Here is a 21,939-nt window from a genome sequence, read left to right as displayed (position 1 = left end):
TTTGAACGTGTTCAAACGCAGGCGTACGCTCCTGCCATGAGCGACAGAGCCGCCCTGCTCAAGGGCATTCGCGTCTGGCTGGTCTTCTTCGTGGTGTGCCTCGCCCTCAGCGGGGCCACCGCCTTCCCCCTGGTGCACGAACTGCGCTGGACCGAGAGCGCGCTGAGGTGGCTCTCCGTGCCGGACCACCTGCCCGGCCTGACCGACTGGATCTCCCGGGTGCGCAGCGGGCTCGACACCGCCGACGCCGACTACCCCTTCCTGCTCTACGGCACCGACTGGCTGGCCTTCGCCCACCTCGTCATCGCCGTCGCCTTCTACGGGCCCTACCGCGACCCCGTCCGCAACGTCTGGGTCGTCGAGTTCGGCATGATCGCCTGCGCCGGCATCGTCCCGCTCGCCCTGATCTGCGGTCCGATCCGCGGAATTCCCTTCTGGTGGAGCCTGATCGACATGTCCTTCGGCGTGTTCGGCGTGGTCCCGCTGTACGTCGTACGCAAGAAGACCAAGCGACTGGAGGCGCTCACGGCGGCGGCCGGTGCGGCGGCTCAGTCGCCGGCGTAGCGCTCCTGGGCGGCCATCACCTCGTCGCCGTGCTCGAACGCCCAGGCGCCGAAAGCGTCGATCGGACCGAGCAACGTCCGCCCCAGCGGCGTCAGTCCGTACTCCACCCGGGGCGGCGAACCCCCGTAGGCGCGCCGCTCCACCAGACCGTTGAACTCCAGCCGGCGCAGCGTCTCGGTCAGTACCTTCTGGCTGATCCCGCCGATGGTCCCGCGCAGGGCGCCCGGTCGGCGGGGGCCGTCCCGCAGGGCCCACAGCACCACCGCGTTCCAGGTGTTGGAGAGCAGGTCGAAGGCGAGCCGGGCCCGGCAGTCGGCGAGGAAGACGTGGTCGTCGGTCACGTACCGAATGGTGCCCGAACGGCTTCCTACTGTCGTAGCCGTGTCCAACAGGCCCGGAAAGGGAGGCGGTCGTGCGCATAGGAATCATCGGTACCGGCGCCATGGCTCAGGCGCTGGGCGGCCAGTGGGAGCGGGCCGGCCACCGGGTGGTCGCCGGCAGCCGGTCGCGAGGCGATGCGCGGGCGGCGGTGGCTCACGGCGTCGACGCGGTACTGCTGGCCGTGCCGTACTCGGCGGCCGTGGACGTGGTCGCCGGACTCGAACCCGCCCTGCGCGGACGGGTGCTGATCGACTGCACCAATCCGGTGGGCGGCCCGGACTTCGGGCTGCTCACGGCCGGCGGCCCGGCGGCGGCCGAGCGCATCGCCGCCGCCGCGCCCGGCGCCCGGCTGGTCAAGGCGTTCAACCTCTGCCACGAGAGCGTCTGGCGTCTGACACCGCCGGTGTTCGGCGGCCGCCCGCTCGCCGTACCGGTGTGCGGGGACGACGAGGCCGCGCTCACGGTCGTACGACGGCTGGTGCGAGACCTGGGCTGCGAGCCGCTGAACGCCGGCGGACTGCACCGGGCCGGGCTGCTGGAGGCGACGGCCGCGCTGCTGATCGGACTGTGGGTGGGGCAGGGGGCGGACGCCCAGGCGATCGCGCCCCCGCTGGAGTTCGCCGGTTCCTGACGCCTACGCCCGCTGACGCCTACGTCCGCTGACGCCTACGTCCGCTGCCGGCGGCGCCCGCCGCCGGCGCCGTCGCGCAGGGCGTGCAGGGTGTCGATGCGGTTGGTGGTGATCGAGTCGACGCCCAGGTCCAGCAGACGGGCCATCGAGCGGCGGGTGTCCGGGGTCCACACGGACAGCAGACGGCCGTCGCGGTGGACGCGGGCCGCCAGGTCCCGGCTCACCAGGGAGAAGCGGTAGTTGAGCCAGCGCGGGCGGATCGCGTCCAGCAGCACGGGCCGGGGCGGGGCCAGCGTCGTGCGGGTCAGGGCGATCTCGGCGGCCGGGTCGGCGGCGCGGACGGCCAGCATCGCCTCGGCGCCCGCGCAGTAGTAGACCCGCTCCTCGGCCCCGCTCTGCCGGACCACGTCCATGACCCGGTCCACCATCCGCCGCTCGACCCGCCCGCACAGGTCCACCATCACCCGGTGGTCGCCGGTCGCGGCCAGCGCCTCCGCCAGCGTCGGCACCCCGCCCGCCGTGAGCCCGCGCACCTCCTCGGCGGACAGCGCGGCCAGCGGCCGGCCGACGCCCCACAGCCGCTCCAGCGTGTCGTCGTGCAGCAGCACGGGCACGCCGTCGCGGGTCAGCCGTACGTCGACCTCGACCACGTCCGCCCCCCGGACGAGCGCGGAGCGGAGCGAGGCGAGCGTGTTCTCGCGGAGACGATAGGGGTCGCCGCGGTGCGCCACGGCGGTCACGGTCTGCATGCCCCCCATTGTGGGGTGCGTCAGGAGGCGAGCCAGGTTTCGGTGTACGCGTCGATCTCCGCCGCGAGCCGGGTCTTGCCGACCGGGTCCAGGAAGGACGCCTCCACCGCGTTCTTGGCGAGACCGGCGAGGCCCCGCTCGTCCAGGTCCAGCAGCCGGGCCGCGACCGCGTACTCGTTGTTGAGGTCGGTGCCGAACATCGGCGGGTCGTCGGAGTTGATCGTGACCAGCACTCCCGCCCGCACGAACTCCCGGACCGGGTGCTCCTCCAGGGTGCGGACCGCGCGGGTCGCGATGTTCGAGGTCGGGCAGACCTCCAGCGGGATGCGGTGCTCGGCGAGGTGCGCGAGCAGCTCGGCGTCCTGCGCGGAGCTGGTGCCGTGCCCGATGCGCTCGGCGCGCAGCTCGGTCAGCGCGTCCCACACCGTCTCCGGGCCGGTCGTCTCACCGGCGTGCGGCACCGAGTGCAGGCCGGCGGCGATCGCGCGGTCGAAGTACGGCTTGAACTGCGGCCGGGGCACGCCGATTTCCGGCCCGCCGAGCCCGAACGACACCAGCCCCTCCGGCCGGATCCGGTCGTCCGTGGCCAGCCGTGCCGTCTCCTCGGCGGACTCCAGCCCCGCCTCGCCCGGAATGTCGAAGCACCAGCGCAGCACGGTCCCGAACTCGGACTCGGCCGCCTTGCGGGCGTCCTCGATCGCCGCCATGAAGGCCAGCTCGTCGATGCCGCGCCGGGTCGAGGAGAAGGGGGTGATGGTCAGCTCGGCGTAGCGCACCTGCTGCCGGGCCAGGTCACGGGCCACCTCGTAGGTGAGCAGCCGGACGTCCTCCGGGGTGCGGATCAGGTCCACGACCGACAGGTACACGTCGATGAAGTGCGCGAAGTCGGTGAAGGTGAAGAAGTCGGCCAGGGCCTCGGGGTCGCTCGGCACCTTGGAGTCGGGGTGGCGGGCGGCCAGCTCGGAGACGATACGGGGGGAGGCGGAGCCGACGTGGTGGACGTGCAGTTCGGCCTTGGGCAGTCCGGCGATGAAGGTCCGCAGATCACGGTCGGCGGTGCCGACGGCGGGTACGGAACTGTCGGTCATGGGGTCCTCCCCGGGAAGGGCGCCCGCACTGCGTCGTCCGTGGCGGTGCGGGCGCGGTGATCGGCTGATCGGTTGCGCGGCATCATCGTAGGCCCCGGCCCCGAGCCCTCCCGACCTGCCCGTAGCATGGCGGGACAGCCAGCAGAGGGGGCCTTCACCATGTCCGACGAGGTGCCGCAGTCCACGCCGCAGGAGCACCGGCCCACCGGCGACGGCCAGGCGTCACCTCGCGTCTCCCTGGACAAGCGCCAGGACGAAGACCCGCAGGGACGCGCGCCTCTGGCGGCTTCGGGGCAGGGGAGTGCTCCCGTTTCGGGGCAGGAGCCGATATCCGAGGCCCGGCCGGGCGCCGCTCCCGGGGACGGATACGGGTCCGTCCACCACCAGCAGACGGTGACCTCGCTGCCCTCCGCGCCGGACGAGCCCTCCGACGCCGTGCCGTCGGCCTGGGCCCCGCCGGCCGCCAACCCGTTCGCGCCCCCGGGGGCCACCCCGCCCCCGGCGAACCCGTACGCCCCGCAGGCCGGCCCCGCGAACCCCTACGCCCCGCCCGGCGCCGCGGCGAACGCGTATGCGCCGCCCGCCGCGCCCGCCAACCCCTATGCGCCGCCGGCCTCCTACGCACCGCCCGCCGCACGGCACGCGGGGCCGGAGCCGGTTCCCCCGCCGCCCATCGCCCCCGACGGCCCCGGCCAGGTGCCGTACGGCTATCCGGGCCCGGCGGGCTACGGTTACCCCGGCGGGCCCCAGCCGCCGTACGCCGGCCCCTACGGCTGGCCCGGTGTGCAGCCCGTGCCGAGCAACGGCATGGGCACGGCCTCGCTGGTGCTCGGCATCCTGGGCGCGCTGTTCTTCCTGCTGTGGCCCATCGCCCTGGTGCTGGGCATCCTGGCCATCATCTTCGGCGCGGTGGGCCGCGCGAAGGCCGGCCGCGGCGAGGCGACGAACCCCGGCGTGGCCCTGGCCGGCCTGATCTGCGGCGCGGCGGGCATCGTCCTGGCGCTGGTCTTCATCGCGGCGCTGATCGCGGCCGGCTCCTCCTGACCCGGTCCCCGGACTCGCCCGGTCCCCGGACTCGCCCGGTCCCCGAACTCACCCGATCCCGGCCTCATCCGGTCGGCGGACTCACGCCATCCCGGGGTCTCACCCGGTCCCCGGTGTCACCTGGTCCCCAGGTTCAGCCGACGCCCTCCTTCGCCGGCCCGCTCCTTCAGCGGCCCCCTCCTTCGGCCGGCCCGCTCCTTCAGCGGCCACCTCCTTCAGCGCTTCCCTCCCTCAGCCGGTCCCGCGCCTCCATCAACGCGAACCCCAGAAGGTTCAGCCCCCTCCAGCGTTCCGGGTCCGACGCGGCCTCGTCGGACGCCGCGAGGCCGATGCCCCACACGCGGTCCACGGGGCTCGCCTCCACCAGTACCCGCTCGCCGGTGCCCAGCAGGAAGCCGCGCAGCGCGTCGTCGGCCGCGAACTTGTGGACGCTGCCCTCGACCACGATCCGGAACCGCTCCCGCTCCCAGACCGCCTCGTCGAAGTCCCGGACCAGCCGCCCCGCCTTCTTGGCCTGAGCCGGATGCCCCGCGGCCAGGACCCGCCGCTCCGCCTCCGCGTCGCCGAACAGCCGCGCCTTGCCCGCCATCATCCAGTGCTCCGCCGTCGCGTACTCGACGCCGCCGACGACGAACGGCGACGGCCACCACTGGCTCAGACAGCTCGCGCCGATCGTGCCGTCCGGTCTCGGCCGGTGCCCCCAGAAGTGCAGATACCTGATGCGGTGACCCGCCCGGACCCGGCTGATCAGCGCTTCCACCCCGTCGATCTTCCCCATGCAGCCGAGTCTGGCAGGCGCCACTGACACTCCGTCCCCCCTTTTCCGCCCCGACTCGACATCTGGTCGACAGATTCCGTCGCGTAACCAAAAGGCAACAACGGAATCACTTGTTGGAGTCCTTGTGCTCTGTCAGGATCGGCACTCAAATCGAGCTGGAGCTACGCCACCCACCCCCGGGACGGGGCCGAACGGCGGAGGAGAGCGACATGCACAACCCGGGCACCGCCACCCCGGAACGGTTTCCCGCCGAGGACCGTTTCGCCGACGGCGCGCAGTTCGTCGCGGGCCGGCTGACCAAGGGCACCTCGGGCCGTACCCACGCCGTGGTCGACCCCGCGACCGGCGAGGAGGTGTACACCTTCGAACTGGCCGGCCCCGACGACGTCGACGCGGCCGTCGCCGCCGCGCGCGAGGCCTTCCCGGGCTGGGCCTCGCTCACCCCGGGCGAGCGCTCGGACGCCCTGCACCGGTTCGCCGCCGTGCTCGCCGACCGCGCCGAGGACCTCGCCCGCGCGGAGTCCCTGCAGTGCGGCAAGCCGCTCAAGCTCAGCCGCGAGTTCGACGTGCCGGGCACCATCGACAACACCGCCTTCTTCGCGGGCGCCGCCCGGCACCTGACGGGGCAGTCCGCCGGCGAGTACTCCGGCGACCACACGTCGTACGTCCGGCGCGAGCCGATCGGCGTCGTCGGGTCGATCGCGCCCTGGAACTACCCCCTGCAGATGGCGGCCTGGAAGATCCTCCCGGCGATCGCCGCGGGCAACACCATCGTGCTGAAGCCCGCCGAACTCACCCCGCTCACCTCGCTGCTGTTCGCCCAGGCCGCCACGGACGCCGGCATCCCCGACGGCGTCGTCAACATCGTCACCGGGACCGGCAAGGAGGCGGGGGAGCACCTGGTCGGCCACCCGGACGTCGCGATGACCTCCTTCACCGGGTCCACCGCCGTCGGCAGGCGCGTCGCCGAGGTCGCCACCGCCACCGTCAAGCGGCTGCATCTGGAGCTCGGCGGCAAGGCGCCGTTCGTCGTCTTCGACGACGCCGACCTGGAGGCCGCCGTCCACGGCGCGGTCGCGGGCGCGCTCATCAACACCGGGCAGGACTGCACGGCCGCCACGCGCGCGTACGTGCAACGGCCGCTGTACGACGCGTTCGTGGAGCGGACCGCCGCGCTGATGGAGACCGTGCGGCTGGGCGATCCGTTCGCACCGGGCACCGACCTCGGACCGCTCGTCTCGCACGCCCAGCGCGACCGGGTCGCCGGCTTCGTGGACCGTGCGCGTGCCTACGCGCGCGTGGTGACCGGCGGCGAGGCGCCGGGCGGCGACCTGGAGAAGGGCGCCTACTACCGGCCGACCCTGATCGCCGGCGCGGCCCAGGACAGCGAGATCGTCCAGTCCGAGATCTTCGGCCCGGTCCTGGTCGTCCTGCCGTTCGACGGCGACGACGAGGGCATCCGGCTGGCCAACGACACGCCGTACGGCCTGGCCGCCTCCGCGTGGAGCACGAACGTGTACCGCGCGAACCGCGCCACCCGCGAGATCAAGGCGGGCTGCGTGTGGATCAACGACCACATCCCGATCATCAGCGAGATGCCGCACGGCGGCTACAAGGCCTCCGGCTTCGGCAAGGACATGTCGGCGTACTCCTTCGAGGAGTACACGCAGGTCAAACACGTCATGTTCGACAACACGGCGGTCGCCCGGAAGGACTGGCACCGCACGATCTTCGGGGACCGGTGACAGCCGGGCACACACCAGCAGGAACCGGCTGCCGCCGGGCGTGACGTTCCGGCCCTCGACCAGGCCGACCACCAACCCTCCCGAAAGGGCACCACGCGCATGGAGAGTTACGAGCCCGACCGCCTGAACCCGGTCGAAACCGCCGCCATACGGCGCAGCCTGCGCACCGGCCGGGCCGCGCTCACCCGCCGGTCGCTGCTGCGCGCCTCCGCGGGCGGCGCGCTCACCGTCGGCGGACTCGGGGCGCTGAGCGCCTGCGGCATCCCCGCGGCGGACAAGACGCAGGGCGGCGTGTCCGCCGACGACCACTCGGCCAAGGAGAAGGTCGTCAACTTCTCCAACTGGCCCGAGTACGTCGACGTGGACGACAAGACCAAACGGCATCCCACGCTCGACGCGTTCGCCAGGCAGACCGGCATCCAGGTCAAGTACACCGAGGACATCAACGACAACGACGAGTTCTTCGGCAAGATCCAGCCGGAGCTCGCCGCCGGCCACGACACCGGCCGCGACCTGATCGTCCTCACCGACTGGCTGGCCGCCCGGATGATCCGCCTCGGGTATGTGCAGAAGCTCGACGCGTCCAACCTGCCGCACGCCTTCGCCAACCTGTCGGACCAGTTCCGCGCCCCCGACTGGGACCCCGGCCGCGCCTACTCCTACCCCTGGCAGGGCATCTCCACCGTCATCGCCTACAACAAGAAGGCGCTCGACGGCATCGAGGTCAAGTCGATCTCCGACCTGCTCGACAACCCCAGGCTCAAGGGCCGCGTCGGCTTCCTGACCGAGATGCGCGACAGCATCGGCATGACCATGCTCGACATGGGCAAGGACCCGGCGAAGTTCACCGACGACGACTTCGACGCGGTGATCGCCCGCCTCCAGAAGGCCGTCGACAAGGGCCAGATCCGCCGCTTCACCGGCAACGACTACACCTCGGACCTCACCAAGGGCGACTTCGCCGCCTGTGTCGCCTGGGGCGGCGACATCGTCCAGCTCCAGGCGGACAACCCGCACGTCGGCTACGTCATCCCCGACAGCGGCTACATGACGTCGACCGACAACCTGCTCATCCCCAACAAGGCCCGCCACAAGACGAACGCCGAGCGGCTCATCGACTTCTACTACCAGCCCGAGCCGGCCGCCGAGCTCGCCGCGTACGTCAACTACGTGAGCCCCGTCGCGGGAGTGGCGCCCTACCTCGCGAAGATCGACAAAACCGCGGCGAGCAACCCGCTGATCCTTCCCGACAAGGCCATGCAGGCGAAGTCCCATGCCTTCCGCGCGCTGACGCAGAAGGAAGAGACGGCCTACCAGCAGAAGTTCTCGAAGCTCACAGGGGCGTGACGACGATGACGACACCAGACAACAGCGGCGACGTCCGCCTCTCCGGTATCTCCAAGACCTACGACAACGGCTTCACCGCCGTGCACCCGCTGGACCTGACCGTGCCGCAGGGCTCCTTCTTCGCCCTGCTCGGCGCCTCCGGCTGCGGCAAGACCACCACCCTGCGCATGATCGCCGGCCTGGAGGAGCCGACCGGCGGCACCGTGCGCCTCGGCGACCAGGACGTCACCCATCTGCCGCCGTACAAGCGGCCGGTGAACACGGTCTTCCAGTCCTACGCCCTCTTCCCTCACCTCGACGTCTTCGAGAACGTCGCCTTCGGCCTGCGCCGGCGCGGCATCAAGAGCGTGAAGAAGCAGGTCGAGGAGATGCTGGAGCTCGTCCAGCTCGGCGAGCAGGCGCGCAAGAAGCCGCACCAGCTCTCCGGCGGCCAGCAGCAGCGCGTGGCCGTCGCCCGCGCGCTGATCAACCACCCGAAGGTGCTCCTCCTCGACGAGCCGCTCGGCGCCCTCGACCTGAAGCTGCGCCGGCAGATGCAGCTGGAGCTCAAGCGGATCCAGACCGAGGTCGGCATCACCTTCATCCACGTCACGCACGACCAGGAGGAGGCCATGACCATGGCCGACACGGTCGCCGTGATGAACGCGGGCCGCGTCGAGCAGCTCGGCTCGCCCACCGACCTGTACGAGAACCCGAACACGACCTTCGTCGCGAACTTCCTCGGCACCTCCAACCTCATCGAGGCCGAGGTCGACACCAGGAGCGGCGACGACATCGTGCTCAAGGCGGGCGGCGGCAAGCTGGTGCTGCCCGAGTCGCGCTGTTCCGCCCCGACGGCCCCCGGCGGCAAGGTGCTGGTCGGCATCCGCCCCGAGAAGATCTCGCTCACGCACGCCGACGACGCGGGCGCGATACCCGAGGGACGCAACCGGCTCACCGGGAAGATCGCCGACGCGAGTTTCATCGGCGTCTCCACCCAGTACGTCATCGACAGCCCGGCCTGCGACGAGCTGTCGGTGTACGTGCAGAACATCGAGCGCGACGGCCGGCTCGTGCCCGGCGCCGACGTCGTCCTGCACTGGAGCCCGGCGCACACGTTCGGCCTGGACGCGGCGCAGGACATCGACGCGGGCACCGAGGAAGAGGCGGCCGCCTGATGTCGACGCTCACCGAAGCCGAGGCGCCCCCGCCGCTCGCGCCCACCGCACCGAAGGCCAGGCCCCCGCGCAGACGCGGCCGGTTCACGCCGTACTGGCTGCTGCTGCCCGGCATCCTGTGGCTGCTCGTCTTCTTCGCGCTGCCGATGATCTACCAGGCCTCCACGTCCGTGCAGACGGGCTCCCTGGAGGAGGGGTACAAGGTCACCTGGCACGTCGCCACCTACTGGGACGCCCTGTCCGAGTACTGGCCGCAGTTCCTTCGGTCGGTGTTCTACGCGGCCGCCGCGACGGTCCTGTGCCTGCTGCTGGGCTATCCGCTGGCCTATCTGATCGCGTTCCGCGCGGGCCGCTGGCGGAACCTGATCATGATCCTGGTGATCGCGCCGTTCTTCACCAGCTTCCTGATCCGCACCCTGGCCTGGAAGACGATCCTCGCCGACAACGGCCCGGTCGTCCACGTGCTGAACTCGCTGCATATCCTGGACCTCACCGGCTGGCTCGGCTGGACGGCCGGCGACCGCGTCCTCGCCACCCCGCTCGCGGTGGTGTGCGGACTGACGTACAACTTCCTGCCGTTCATGATCCTTCCGCTGTACACCTCGCTGGAGCGGATCGACCCGCGGCTGCACGAGGCGGCCGGCGACCTGTACGCCAAGCCCTGGACCACCTTCCGCAAGGTCACCTTCCCGCTGTCGATGCCGGGCGTGGTCTCCGGCACGCTGCTGACCTTCATCCCGGCGGCCGGCGACTACGTCAACGCCGAACTCCTCGGCTCCACCGACACCCGCATGATCGGCAACGTCATCCAGACCCAGTTCCTGCGGATCCTGGACTACCCGACGGCCGCCGCCCTGTCCTTCATCCTCATGGCCGCCATCCTGGCCATGGTCACGATCTACATCCGCCGGTCCGGGACGGAGGATCTGGTCTAAATGCCCTTCGTCACCTGGCTCAAGCGCCATCTCGTCGTCATCGCGGGCCTCCTGACGCTCGCCTACCTGCTGCTGCCCAACGTCGTCGTCACCGTGTTCTCCTTCAACAAGCCGAAGGGGCGCTTCAACTACGAGTGGCAGCAGTTCTCCGTGGACGCCTGGAAGAAGCCGTGCGGCGTCGCCGACATGTGCGGCTCGCTGTCCGTCAGCCTGCAGATCGCCGTCTGGGCGACGATCGGCGCCACGGTCCTCGGCACGATGATCGCCTTCGCGCTGGTCCGCTACCGCTTCCGCGCCCGCGGCGCCGTCAACTCGCTGATCTTCCTGCCGATGGCGATGCCCGAGGTCGTCATGGCCGCCTCGCTGCTCACCCTGTTCCTCAACATGGGCGCGCAGCTCGGCTTCTGGACGATCCTCATCGCCCACATCATGTTCTGCCTCAGCTTCGTCGTCACCGCGGTCAAGGCGCGCGTGATGTCGATGGACCCGCGCCTGGAGGAGGCCGCCCGGGACCTGTACGCCGGCCCCGCGCAGACCTTCCTGCGGGTCACCCTGCCCATCGCGGCGCCGGGCATCGCCGCGGGCGCGCTGCTGTCGTTCGCGCTCTCCTTCGACGACTTCATCATCACGAACTTCAACGCCGGTTCGACCGTCACCTTCCCGATGTTCGTGTGGGGTTCGGCGCAGCGCGGCACGCCCGTGCAGATCAACGTGATCGGTACGGCCATGTTCCTCGTCGCCGTCCTCATCACGCTGTTCTCGATGCTCGTCACCAACCGCCGCACCAGCCAGAAGGCATAGGCCTGTTCAGCAGTCCTCTGTAGGGAGTTGAAATCATGGCCCCGAGCGCCATGAGCCGTGGCACAGACACCTGGATCGCCTCTCTCTCCGAAGCCCAGCCGGTCCCGTACTGGCTGGAAGACCCCGGCAAGCCCCGCCCCGAGCCCGCCCTCACCTCCGCCGAGACCTGCGACCTGCTGGTCGTCGGCGGCGGCTACAGCGGGCTGTGGACCGCGCTGAACGCGAAAGAGCGCGATCCGCGGCGGGACGTGGTCCTGCTGGAAGGCCGCGAGGCGGGCTGGGCCGCCTCCGGCCGCAACGGCGGCTTCTGCGCCGCCTCCCTCACCCACGGCCTGGCCAACGGCCTGACCCGCTGGCCCGGCGAGATCCACAAACTGGAGGAGCTGGGCCGGCGCAACCTCGACGAGATCGAGGCCGCCCTCGCCCGGCACGGCATCGACTGCGACTTCGAGCGCACCGGCGAGATCGACGTCGCCACCGAGCCCTACCAGGCCCGGGAACTGCGCGACTGGCACAAGGAGCTGCAGGACAGGGGCCTCGCGGACGGCATCGAGTTCCTGGACGCCGACGCGGTGCGCGAGCAGGTGAACTCGCCGACGTTCCAGGCCGGTCTGTGGGACCGCGACGGCGTGGCGATGCTGCACCCGGCCAAGCTGGCCTGGGGTCTGAAGAGGGCGTGCCTGAAGCTCGGGGTGCGCATGTACGAGCACACGCCCGCGCTCACCCTGAAGCCGTACGGCGCCGGAATGGCCGTACGCACCCCGTACGGCGCGGTCCGCGCCCGCCAGGTGGCCCTGGCCACCAACGTCTTCCCGAACCTGCTGCGCCGTGTGCGCTCCTACACCGTGCCGGTCTACGACTACGCGCTGATGACCGAGCCGCTCAGCGCCGGCCAGCTGGCCTCGATCGGCTGGAAGAACAGACAGGGACTCGGCGACAGCGCCAACCAGTTCCACTACTTCCGGCTGTCCGCCGACAACCGCGTCCTGTGGGGCGGCTACGACGCGATCCACCACTACGGCGGCCGGGTGCGCGCCGAGTACGACGACCGGCCCGAGACGTACGCCAAGCTCGCGGGACACTTCTTCACGTGCTTCCCGCAGCTGGAGGGCGTCCGCTTCACGCACGCCTGGGGCGGCGCGATCGACACCTGCTCGCGTTTCTCGGCGTTCTTCGGCACCGCGCACCAGGGCCGGGTCGCGTACGCGGCCGGGTACACCGGGCTCGGCGTGGGCGCGACCCGCTTCGGGGCGGACGTGATGCTGGACCTGCTGAGCGGGGAGCGCAACGAGCGGACGGAGCTGGAGATGGTCCGCACGAAGCCGCTGCCGTTCCCGCCCGAGCCGTTCGCCTGGACCGGCATCGCGCTCACCAGGTGGTCCCTGGCCCGCGCGGACGCGCACGGCGGCCGCAGGAACCTGTGGCTGCGCACGCTGGACCGGCTGGGCCTCGGCTTCGACAGCTGAGCCGAGGTGTGACTCAGATCACTCCATAGGGGGCGCGGAACCCGCGTAATGCCCACGGACGGCCTCCCTCTCTCCTCCCGAGGCGACCGCACCGGACGGTCGGGACGAGAACAGGGAGGCCTTTCGGATGACTGGTGCGAAGACGGCCGTCGAGTGGCTGGCATCCGTCGCGCCGGACCCCGAGGCGTGCCGCTGGGAATGGGAGCGCAACCCCCTCGGGCTCGCGCTGCTGCCCGCCGGCCGGGCCTGGGACGTGCTGATCCTGCCGGGTGACCTCGGCTATCCGACCCTGGACGTGCTCACCCGCGTCCTCGACCGGCCCGGCCCGGCACTTGTCGACTTCGGCGACCACCGGGTCGGGTTCTTCGTGCCGCCCGGCACCGCCGCCCACTGGGTCGGCACCGGCGTGCGCACCGCGGGCTCCGGCACCTGGATCGTCGTACCGCACCCGGCCCGGGCGACCCGGGAGGTGCGCTGGCTGGTGCCGCCGGACGGCTCGGGCACGCTGACCGACCCCGCGCTGCTGGAGCTGGCGATGCACGAGGCGGCGGCGCGGCTGGCCGGAGGCGGGGACGGCTAGCGTCCGGAAGCGGCGACGGCCGGCGTCCGCAGTGGGAGACAGCCGGGGCCCGGAAGCCTTGACAACAGGATTGGTCTGGACCAAGTTGTGTGCGCTCCACCCTCCAACTCCCCCACCACCGGAGGCCCTTGTGGACCGCAGCCCCCGCGCCCCGCGCACACGGCGTCCCAGATCCGTCCTCGCCCTGCTCACGGCCGTCCTGCTGGCCGTGCCCGGCATCACCGCACTGTCGTCGGCCGCCCGCGCGGCCGACGCGGACCTCGTGACCGACGGCGGCTTCGAGTCCGGCCTGACCGGCTGGACCTGCACCGCCGGTACGACCGTGAACTCGCCCGTGCACAGCGGGAGTTCCGCGCTCCAGGCGACCCCGGCCGGCAGCGACGACGCCCAGTGCGCGCAGACGGTGACCGTACGGCCCGGCGCGCAGTACACCCTGTCCGGCTACGTCCGCGGCGCCTACGTCTACCTCGGCGTGAACGGCACCGGCACCACCGACGTCTCCGCCTGGACCCCGTCCGCCTCCGACTGGCAGCGGCTGACCACCACCTTCACCACCGGCGCCGCCACCACCGAGGTCACCCTCTACACCCACGGCTGGTACGGGACCGGCGCCTACTACGCCGACGACATCTCCCTCACCGGCCCCGGCGGCAGCGGCGCCGGCCAGCCGCCCGCCGCGCCCACCGGCCTGAAGACCACCGCCGTCACCTCGTCCTCCGTGACCCTCTCCTGGTCGCCGGTCACCGGCGCCACCGGCTACACCGTCTACCGCGACGGGACCAGGTCCCAGACGGTGACCGGCACCTCGGCCACCGTGACCGGGCTGAACCCCTCGACGGCCTACGGCTTCCAGGTCACCGCGAGCAACGCCGCCGGCGAGTCCGCGAAGTCCGCGGTGGTGACCGCCACCACCGGCGCCGGCACCGGAACCGGCGGCGGCTCCGCCGGCCTGCCCGCCCACGCCCTCGTCGGCTACCTGCACGCGAGCTTCGCCAACGGTTCCGGCTACACCCGCCTCGCCGACGTACCCGACAGCTGGGACGTCATCGACCTCGCCTTCGGCGAGCCCACCTCGCCCACCTCCGGCGACATCCGCTTCAACCGCTGCCCGGTCACCGAGTGCCCGAACGCCGAGAGCGACGCCGGCTTCAAGGCCGCGATCAAGGCCAAGCAGGCGGCCGGAAAGAAGGTGCTGATCTCGATCGGCGGCCAGAACGGCCAGGTCCAGCTCACCACCGCCGCCGCCCGGGACGCCTTCGTCTCCTCGGTCTCGGACATCATCGACACCTACGGCCTCGACGGCCTCGACATCGACTTCGAGGGCCACTCCCTGTCCCTGGACCCGGGCGACACGGACTTCAAGAACCCCACCACGCCGGCGATCGTCAACCTCATCTCGGCGCTGAAGACCCTGAAGGCGAAGTACGGCACCGGCTTCGTGCTCTCGATGGCGCCGGAGACCTTCTTCGTGCAGATGGGCTACCAGTACTACGGCACCGGCAAGTGGGGCGGCCAGGACCCGCGCTGCGGGGCGTACCTCCCGGTCATCCACGCCCTGCGCGACGACCTCACGCTCCTGCACGTCCAGGACTACAACTCCGGGCCGGTCATGGGCCTGGACAACCAGTACCACTCCATGGGCGGCGCCGACTTCCACATCGCCATGACCGACATGCTGCTCACCGGCTTCCCGGTCGCCGGCGACCCCGGCAACGTCTTCCCGCCGCTGCGCCCCGACCAGGTCGCCATCGGCATGCCGGCGTCCACGAACGCGGGCAACGGTTACGTGGCGCCCGCCGAGGTCACCAGGACCCTGGACTGCCTGACGAAGCGGACGAACTGCGGCTCGTACGCGACCCACGGGACCTGGCCCGCACTGCGCGGTCTGATGACGTGGTCGGTGAACTGGGACCGTTACTCGGACTGGGAGTTCCAGAAGACGTTCGACGCGTACTTCGGCTGAACCCCGTCACCAGGGACAGGGCGGTCAGCAGCATGGTGGACAGGCACCAGCTGGCCACCACGTCCAGCGGCCAGTGCCAGCCGTGCCGGACCAGGCCGTACGACACCCCGAGGACCAGCAGCGCGCAGCCGGCCACCAGCAGGCGGCGGGCCAGGGCCGAGCGGAGCCACGGCAGCAGGATCAGGGTCGCCGAGCCGTAGGCGACGGCCGCCGTGGCCGTGTGCCCGGAGGGGAAATAGCCGACGGCCGGGGGCACCACGGGGGTCCCCGGCCGTGCGGTCCAGTCCTTCAGCGGTACGACGATCGCCGGCACCAGGGCCACCAGCACGGCCGCGGCCAGCGGCGGCAGCCACCACCGGTGCGTGCCGGCGGTGCGGCCCCGCCACAGGACATAGCCCACGGCCGCGACGAGGACCGGGACGGCGACCTCGATGTCGCCCAGGTCCGACAGGGCCCCGCCGAACCGGTCCGGATGGACGAGGGACCGGCTGAGGCGCGCGTCCAGACCCAGCAACGGGCCGTGCGCCACGACCTGCCAGGTGATCAGGGCGAACAGCACGGCCGGGACGCAGAGGCACGGGACAAGGCGGACTGCTCGGGACACGGCGTCCAGCTTGTCAGACATTCGGCCCGGTGACCGGGCGACATACGGTCTGCCCGGCTCCGGGGAGGCGAAGCCGGGCTGGGGGAGAAGAAGAAGGAGGTCGGCCGCCCCGGAACAGGGGGGGTGGTTCCGAGGCGGCCGTCCGGACCGGAACGTCGCTCGCCCCGGGGGGTTTGGGGCGGCGACCGTCCGATCGGTGAGGAGATCCCGGAGCCGTCAGGCGCCGGTTGTGTGCGCGAGGGCACGACCAGGTCGAAGCTGGGGAGGCCTCGGCCCGAAATCGCCCACAGTCCCCTGTGGGCGGGGTGTATCTCTCATCTGGGTAGAACCTACGGCAGGCCGGGCCGCTTGGGCAGACGGAATCGGGTCCCGCCATCCACCTCGCACACGTTCTTCACACGGCCTGCCGCAGGCGCCTTTCAGAGGGGAGGGCGCTCGCTCAGATGGGCGTCGAACGCCCGCCCGGCGGTGCTCAGATGCCGGCGAGGGCCTGCTCGATGATGTCGAGGCCCTCGTTCAGCAGGTCCTCGCCGATCACCAGCGGGGGCAGGAAACGCAGCACGTTGCCGTAGGTGCCGCAGGTGAGGACCAGCAGGCCCTCGGCGTGGCAGGCCTTGGCGAGCGCGGCGGTGGCCTCCGGGTTCGGCTCCTTGGTCGTACGGTCCTTCACGAGCTCGATGGCGATCATCGCGCCGCGGCCGCGCACGTCGCCGATGACGTCGAACTTCTCGGCCATGGCGATGAGGCGACCCTTCATGATCTCCTCGATGCGCTTCGCCTTGCCGTTGAGGTCGAGCTCCTTCATGGTCTCGATGGCGCCGAGCGCACCGGCGCACGCGACCGGGTTGCCGCCGTAGGTGCCGCCCAGCCCGCCGGCGTGCGCGGCGTCCATGATCTCGGCACGCCCGGTGACGGCCGCGAGCGGAAGACCGCCGGCGATGCCCTTGGCGGTGGTGATCAGGTCCGGGACGATGCCCTCGTCCTCGCAGGCGAACCACTGCCCGGTACGGCAGAAGCCGCTCTGGATCTCGTCCGCGACGAACACGATCCCGTTGTCGGCGGCGAACTGCCGGATGGCCGGCAGGAAGCCCTTCGCGGGCTCGATGAAGCCGCCCTCACCCAGCACCGGCTCGATGATGATCGCGGCGATGTTGTCCGGGCCGACCTGCTTGGTCATCTGGTCGATGGCCTGCGCGGCGGCCTCCGGACCGGCGTTCTCCGCACCGGTCGGCCAGCGGTAGCCGTACGCCACCGGCACCCGGTACACCTCGGGCGCGAACGGCCCGAACCCGTGCTTGTACGGCATGTTCTTGGCGGTGAGCGCCATCGTGAGGTTGGTCCGCCCGTGGTAGCCGTGGTCGAACACCACCACGGCCTGCCGCTTGGTGTAGGCACGCGCGATCTTCACGGCGTTCTCGACGGCCTCGGCGCCGGAGTTGAACAGCGCCGACTTCTTGGCGTGGTCACCCGGGGTCAGCTCGGCCAGCGCCTCGGCGACCGCGACGTACCCCTCGTACGGGGTGACCATGAAACAGGTGTGGGTGAAGTCGGCGAGCTGGGCGGCGGCACGGCGTACGACGGCCTCGGCGGAGGCGCCGACGGAGGTCACGGCGATACCGGACCCGAAGTCGATGAGCCGGTTGCCGTCGACGTCCTCGATGATCCCGCCGCCCGCGCGCGCGGTGAACACCGGCAGCACCGAGCCCACGCCCTGCGCGACCGCGGCGGTACGGCGGGCCTGCAGCTCCTGCGACTTCGGGCCGGGGATGGCGGTGACGACGCGGCGCTCCTGCGGAAGTGCGCTCATGAGGGCTCCCTGAAGATCTTGCGTACCGGGCGGTCCCGGGATTCCGGGCGGTGATTTTTCGGCCGCATACCAGTCTTTCTTCGCAGGCTAGGGCCGCGCGCGGGGGGTGGGCATGCTCCATGTGGGCGTCTTCGGGGGTGGCGGTTGTCCGGAGTGGACATAGCAGGGTGGGAAGGGTACGCCCGGCCGGCCTGCGTTCTCGGCCGCGTAAGCGGTGAACTCCCCTTGCCGGGGCGTTAGATTGGCTCGCTGACGGTGGACGGAACGGCTGGTCAGGGGGCAAGGGCGATGGACAGCGACGGCACGCGGGACGCACGCGGCACGCATGCGCATCCCGTACCGCGCCCAACCGCACCACAGGAGAGCCCTGCGGTGCCCCCGATGCCACAGACACCGCCCGGCGTGCCACCCAAACCGGACGGCTCCGCGTTCCTCACCTGGCTGCGCGCCCCCCGCCCGGAGGCGGCACCCGGGGTGTGGCGCCTCGGGCACCGGCCCCGGCCGCAGCAGGAACCCGAGCAGACCCCGGGCCGGCAGCTGATCAGCGGCGCGCTCATCGCCTTCCTCGTCGGCTGGCTGGTCTGGTCCCTGCTGTGGAACGGCTACCTCGGCAGCTGGTGGGTGCTGCCCCTGGACCTGCTCGTCCCCGACTCCTGGCGCAACAGCGACAGCAGCGTGTCGCGCGCCTTCCTCTGGTACGGCTACTACACGATCATCGCCCTGGTCATCCTGTTCGTCGTCGGGCGCATCGGCCGCTGGGGAGAGGTCTGGCGCCGCTACGGCCCGCCGGCCTGGCACCAGACCCCGCCGGTGGCCGAGCGCCCGCCGGCTCCCGAACAGGACCCGGCCGAGTGGCCCCAGCTGCGCCAGGCCGGCGCGCACGAGGCAGCCGACCGGCTGGCCGCCGAGGCGAGGGCGGGCCTCATGAGGGACGTCGACCACGCCCGGATCAGCCGGGCCTGGCAGGGCGTGCGCTCGGGCCGGCACACCCTGGCCGCCTTCACCGGCGCCGTGCTCAAGGACGGCTCCGCCGCCTGCCTGCACCCCTCCGGCGCACGCGACCTGCCCGCCCGGCACGCCCTTCACGACCTGCTCACCGGCCAGGTCCGGCTCGGCGCCGCCGCCGACGATCCGCGCAACCCCTACCAGTACCGGGGCGCGGGCCTCGGCCTCGACCCCGGGCTGCTCGGCACCTCACTGCTCGCGGTCGGCCCCTCCGGCTCCGGGAAGACCGGCACCGTGGTACGGCCGCTCGCCGAGTCCCTGTGCCTGCACGCCCTGGCCGGGCGGGCCTCCGTCGTGGTCGTCGGCGCGGCGGGCGCCGGACTCGGGCCGGCCGAGGCGTACGACGTCGTCGTGGGCATCGGCAACCCGGACTCCGTCTACGACCTCGACCTCTACGGCGGCACCACCGACCCGGACGAGGCCGCCGCCATACTGGCCGAGGCTCTCGTCGGCGACCTCGTCGACGCGCACCCGGGCAGCGACGGGCGCCGCTCCACCACGGTCCTCGCCCAGCTGCTGGGCCCCTTCCACGCCGTCCACGGCCGTTTCCCCTCCGTGCCCGAGCTGCGCCGGCTCCTCGACGGCGCACCCGGCCCGCTCGCCGCACTGCGCAAGGCCCTCACGGACGCCGGACAGGACGGGCTGCTGAGGGAACTCGACGCCCGCGAGCGGCAGATGGCCCATCCGGGAGACGCCGGCACCGTGCTCGCCGACCGGATCGCGCTGCTCGACCGGCCCGCCTTCGCCTCCTTCTTCGACACGTCCGGACAGACCCGGCCGTTCTCGCTCAAGGCCCTCGACCACCCGGTGCGCGTCCGCATCGACCTGCCCCAGCGCGGACACGCCGACGCCTCCCGGATCCTGACCCGGCTGGTGCTCGCGCAGTTCACGGCGGCCGTGACGGCGCGCGAGGACCGCTCGCTCTTCGCCTGCCTGATCCTGGACGACGCCTCCGGCGCCGTCACCCCCGAGGCGGTCCGCGGCATCCAGCGGCTCCGCTCGGCCGGCGCCGGAGTGGTGCTCACCCTGCGCACCCTGGACGACGTGCCGCGGCCGCTGCGCACCCCGCTGCTCGGCGCCACCGGCTGCCGGATGGCGCTGTCCGGCCTCACCCCCTGGGACGGGCAGGACTTCGCCGAGGTGTGGGGCAAGGAGTGGACCGAGATCCGGGACGTCACCGACCGGCAGATCATCGCCGAGACCCCGGCCGGCAAGGCCGTGCACATGCTGCGCCGGATCATCACCGGAAAGGCGCCCACCGCCCGGGCCGTCACCGTCCGTCAGGTCGAGCGGGAGCGGTGGTCGGCGTCCGAGTTGGCTCATGGGGTGCCGGCGGGGCATGCGGTGGTGTCGTTGACGAGTGTGCGCGGGGAGCACGCGCCGCCGTTGCTGGTGGATCTGCGGGGGTGAGGGGGCGGCGCCGGATCGTACGGTGAGGCAGAATCGAGGGAGGCCGTTCATACGTCGCGGCCAAAGAACCGGTTCGGCCGGCCGGGCGCCCCGGCCGGCGGGATCACCCCTCACCGTGAAGGCCCCATGCCCCTGACCCTCGCCTCGCTCGTCCACCACTCCGCGCTGAAGCTGACCGTGCGCGCGGGCGAGGACCGTCTCGACGTGCCCGTCCGCTGGGCGCACGTCAGCGAGCTGGCCGACCCCGTGCCGTACATGGAGGGCGGCGAGCTGCTGCTGATCACCGCGCTGAAGCTGGACGCCGAGGACCGCGAGGCCATGCGGCGGTACGTGAAGCGGCTGGCCGGCGCGGGTGTCGTCGGGCTCGGGTTCGCCGTGGGGGTCAACTACGAGCAGACCCCCGCCGCGCTCGTCGACGCCTGCGCGGAGGAAGGGCTGCCGCTGCTGGAGGTGCCCCGCCGCACCCCCTTCCTCGCCATCAGCAAGGCCGTCTCCGCCGCGATCGCCGCCGACCAGTACCGGGCCGTCACCGCGGGCTTCGCCGCCCAGCGCGAGCTGACCAAGCAGGCCCTGGGCGCCGGTCCCGAGGGCCTGCTCGGGGCGCTCGCGGCCCAGGTCGACGGGTGGGCCGCGCTGTACGACGCCTCCGGCGCGGTCGTCGCCGCCGCGCCCGAGTGGGCCGGCCGGCGTGCCGCCCGGCTGACGGCGGACGTCGAGCGGCTGCGGGAGCGGCCGGCGCCCGCCTCCTCCGTCGTCGGCGGACCCGAGCACGAGGACCGGGTCGAGCTGCACTCCCTGGGCACGGGCCGGCGGCCGCGCGCCGCGCTCGCCGTCGGCACCGCCGCGCCCCTCGGCACCGCCGAGCGCTACGCCGTGCACTCCGCCATCGCCCTGCTCACCCTCACCACCGAACGCTCCCGCTCCCTGCACGCGGCCGAACAGCGCATCGGCGCGGCGGTGCTGCGCATGCTCCTCGCCGGGGAGCCCGACCACGCCCGGGCCGTCGCCGGCGACCTGTACGGCGGGCTGCTCGACGCGCCGTTCCGGGTGATCGTCGCCGAGGCGGTGTCCGGGCCGGCCGCCCGGACGCACGGCGACGCCCAGGGACACGCGCGCACCCCGGGCGGCGCCGGGCGCACCGGCGCCGGGACGGGCGGGGATCCGCTCGGCGCGCTCACCGAGACCGTGGAGTCCGCCGCCGCGCGCTCCGGCGAGGCCGTCCTGGTCGTGCCCGAGGGCGAGCGGCTGGTGGTGCTCGCCGCCGACGGGGGCGCGGCGGTGGCCGCCTGCACGCGGTACGCGGCGGCGCTGGAGGCGGCCAGGGCCGCACCCGAGCAGGCCGCCGGCGACGAAGAGGAGCTGGTCGTCGGGCTGTCCGCGCCGGCCGGGCCGATCGCCGCCGCGACGGCCTACAAGCAGGCCGAGCAGGCGCTGTCGGTGGCGCGGCGCCGGGGGCGGGTCCTGGTGGAGCACGAGCAGCTGGCCGCGGGGTCCGTGCTGCCGCTGCTGGCCGACGACGCGGTGAAGGCGTTCGCGGACGGGCTGCTGCGGGCGTTGCGCGAGCACGACGCGACCGGGCGCGGGGACCTCGTCGCCTCGCTGCGGGCGTGGCTGTCCCGGCACGGGCAGTGGGACGCGGCCGCCGCGGACCTGGGCGTGCACCGGCACACGCTGCGCTACCGGATGCGGCGGGTGGAGGAGATCCTGGGCCGGTCCCTGGACGACCCGGACGTGCGGATGGAGCTGTGGCTCGCGCTCAAGGCGACCAGCACCGAGTAGGACCGGCACCGAGTAGGACGAGGAGTCCAGTAGTCCAAACAGTAGTGGGCGGTCCGCGCACTGCTACGACTCGGACAAACGACCGCGGGTCCTCCCCGCCCTACC

General features: G+C 72.3%; 18 protein-coding genes and 1 pseudogene. 13 read left to right on the top strand and 6 right to left on the bottom strand.

All coding sequences use genetic code 11. The features are described 5' to 3' along the window. Window positions 1-36 precede the first annotated feature (36 nt). A complete protein-coding gene (locus OG956_RS09590; RefSeq protein WP_330337532.1) occupies window positions 37-564 on the top strand; it encodes a hypothetical protein in 528 nt (175 codons plus the stop codon). Here OG956_RS09590 and OG956_RS09585 read toward each other — a convergent pair. Continuing rightward, window positions 549-905, bottom strand: a complete 357-nt coding sequence (locus OG956_RS09585) for a winged helix-turn-helix transcriptional regulator (RefSeq protein ID WP_330337531.1) — start codon at window positions 903-905, stop codon at window positions 549-551. The genes OG956_RS09590 and OG956_RS09585 overlap by 16 nt on opposite strands. Window positions 906-976: 71 nt before the next feature. Here OG956_RS09585 and OG956_RS09580 point away from each other — a divergent pair, with 71 nt between their 5' ends. Further along, entirely contained in the window at window positions 977-1,576 is a 600-nt protein-coding gene (locus OG956_RS09580; RefSeq protein WP_330337530.1) for an NADPH-dependent F420 reductase, read from the top strand. A 35-nt stretch (window positions 1,577-1,611) separates the two neighbouring features. Here OG956_RS09580 and OG956_RS09575 read toward each other — a convergent pair whose 3' ends face one another. Together OG956_RS09575 and OG956_RS09570 are read right to left on the bottom strand one after the other, a co-directional pair. Continuing rightward, the gene (locus OG956_RS09575) at window positions 1,612-2,325 is read right to left on the bottom strand and encodes a glycerophosphodiester phosphodiesterase (protein ID WP_330337529.1); all 714 of its coding nucleotides are present in this window, start codon (window positions 2,323-2,325) and stop codon (window positions 1,612-1,614) included. A gap of 20 nt (window positions 2,326-2,345) precedes the next feature. After that, window positions 2,346-3,413 (bottom strand): adenosine deaminase, encoded by a 1,068-nt coding sequence (locus tag OG956_RS09570; protein WP_330337528.1) that lies wholly within the window; start codon window positions 3,411-3,413, stop codon window positions 2,346-2,348. Window positions 3,414-3,572: 159 nt separating this feature from the next. On the opposite strand from OG956_RS09570, the gene OG956_RS09565 reads away from it, so the two are divergent. Next, window positions 3,573-4,457 carry a DUF4190 domain-containing protein gene (locus tag OG956_RS09565; RefSeq protein WP_330337527.1) on the top strand — a complete coding sequence of 295 codons (885 nt, stop codon included), beginning with the start codon at window positions 3,573-3,575 and terminating at the stop codon, window positions 4,455-4,457. A 199-nt stretch (window positions 4,458-4,656) separates the two neighbouring features. On the opposite strand, the gene OG956_RS09560 is transcribed toward OG956_RS09565, so the two are convergent. Next, entirely contained in the window at window positions 4,657-5,235 is a 579-nt protein-coding gene (locus tag OG956_RS09560) for an NADAR family protein (RefSeq protein WP_330337526.1), read from the bottom strand. A 209-nt stretch (window positions 5,236-5,444) separates the two neighbouring features. Here OG956_RS09560 and OG956_RS09555 point away from each other — a divergent pair, with 209 nt between their 5' ends. The 8 genes from OG956_RS09555 to OG956_RS09520 all read left to right on the top strand — a co-directional run bounded on the left by OG956_RS09555 (window position 5,445) and on the right by OG956_RS09520 (window position 15,229). Continuing rightward, window positions 5,445-6,980, top strand: a complete 1,536-nt coding sequence (locus OG956_RS09555; RefSeq protein ID WP_330337525.1) for a gamma-aminobutyraldehyde dehydrogenase — start codon at window positions 5,445-5,447, stop codon at window positions 6,978-6,980. Between the two features lie 99 nt (window positions 6,981-7,079). Continuing rightward, entirely contained in the window at window positions 7,080-8,327 is a 1,248-nt protein-coding gene (locus OG956_RS09550; RefSeq protein WP_330337524.1) for an ABC transporter substrate-binding protein, read from the top strand. After that, entirely contained in the window at window positions 8,324-9,484 is a 1,161-nt protein-coding gene (locus tag OG956_RS09545) for an ABC transporter ATP-binding protein (protein WP_330337523.1), read from the top strand. Before OG956_RS09550 ends, OG956_RS09545 begins: the two co-directional genes overlap by 4 nt. After that, complete coding sequence (locus tag OG956_RS09540; protein ID WP_330337522.1) at window positions 9,484-10,419, top strand: ABC transporter permease; 936 nt, start codon at window positions 9,484-9,486, stop codon at window positions 10,417-10,419. The genes OG956_RS09545 and OG956_RS09540 overlap by 1 nt, the downstream gene beginning before the upstream one ends. Continuing rightward, window positions 10,420-11,220: an ABC transporter permease gene (locus OG956_RS09535; RefSeq protein WP_330337521.1), complete on the top strand. Its 801-nt coding sequence runs from the start codon at window positions 10,420-10,422 to the stop codon at window positions 11,218-11,220. 35 nt (window positions 11,221-11,255) lie between these two features. Continuing rightward, entirely contained in the window at window positions 11,256-12,686 is a 1,431-nt protein-coding gene (locus OG956_RS09530; RefSeq protein WP_330337520.1) for an NAD(P)/FAD-dependent oxidoreductase, read from the top strand. A gap of 127 nt (window positions 12,687-12,813) precedes the next feature. Beyond that, window positions 12,814-13,266: a hypothetical protein gene (locus OG956_RS09525; protein ID WP_330337519.1), complete on the top strand. Its 453-nt coding sequence runs from the start codon at window positions 12,814-12,816 to the stop codon at window positions 13,264-13,266. A 130-nt stretch (window positions 13,267-13,396) separates the two neighbouring features. Then, on the top strand, window positions 13,397-15,229 hold the full coding sequence (locus tag OG956_RS09520) for a chitinase (protein WP_330337518.1): 1,833 nt from the start codon (window positions 13,397-13,399) through the stop codon (window positions 15,227-15,229). 67 nt (window positions 15,230-15,296) lie between these two features. Here the strand turns inward: OG956_RS09520 and OG956_RS09515 are convergent. Both OG956_RS09515 and gabT read right to left on the bottom strand, forming a co-directional pair. Continuing rightward, window positions 15,297-15,854 (bottom strand): annotated as a pseudogene (locus OG956_RS09515) (phosphatase PAP2 family protein); the annotation flags it as partial. Between the two features lie 451 nt (window positions 15,855-16,305). Beyond that, entirely contained in the window at window positions 16,306-17,640 is a 1,335-nt protein-coding gene (gabT, locus tag OG956_RS09510) for a 4-aminobutyrate--2-oxoglutarate transaminase (protein ID WP_330337517.1), read from the bottom strand. Between the two features lie 288 nt (window positions 17,641-17,928). Here gabT and OG956_RS09505 point away from each other — a divergent pair, with 288 nt between their 5' ends. Together OG956_RS09505 and OG956_RS09500 are read left to right on the top strand one after the other, a co-directional pair. Continuing rightward, window positions 17,929-20,055 carry an ATP-binding protein gene (locus OG956_RS09505; protein ID WP_330337516.1) on the top strand — a complete coding sequence of 709 codons (2,127 nt, stop codon included), beginning with the start codon at window positions 17,929-17,931 and terminating at the stop codon, window positions 20,053-20,055. Between the two features lie 126 nt (window positions 20,056-20,181). Beyond that, window positions 20,182-21,834, top strand: coding sequence for a PucR family transcriptional regulator (locus OG956_RS09500; RefSeq protein ID WP_330337515.1), 1,653 nt, complete (start codon window positions 20,182-20,184; stop codon window positions 21,832-21,834). The last annotated feature ends 105 nt before the right edge of the window (window positions 21,835-21,939 follow it).

Origin of the sequence: Streptomyces sp. NBC_00557, assembly GCF_036345995.1 — a bacterium.
In the GTDB taxonomy this organism is placed as follows: Bacteria; Actinomycetota; Actinomycetes; order Streptomycetales; family Streptomycetaceae; genus Streptomyces.
This window is presented reverse-complemented; position numbering and strand designations above follow the sequence as displayed.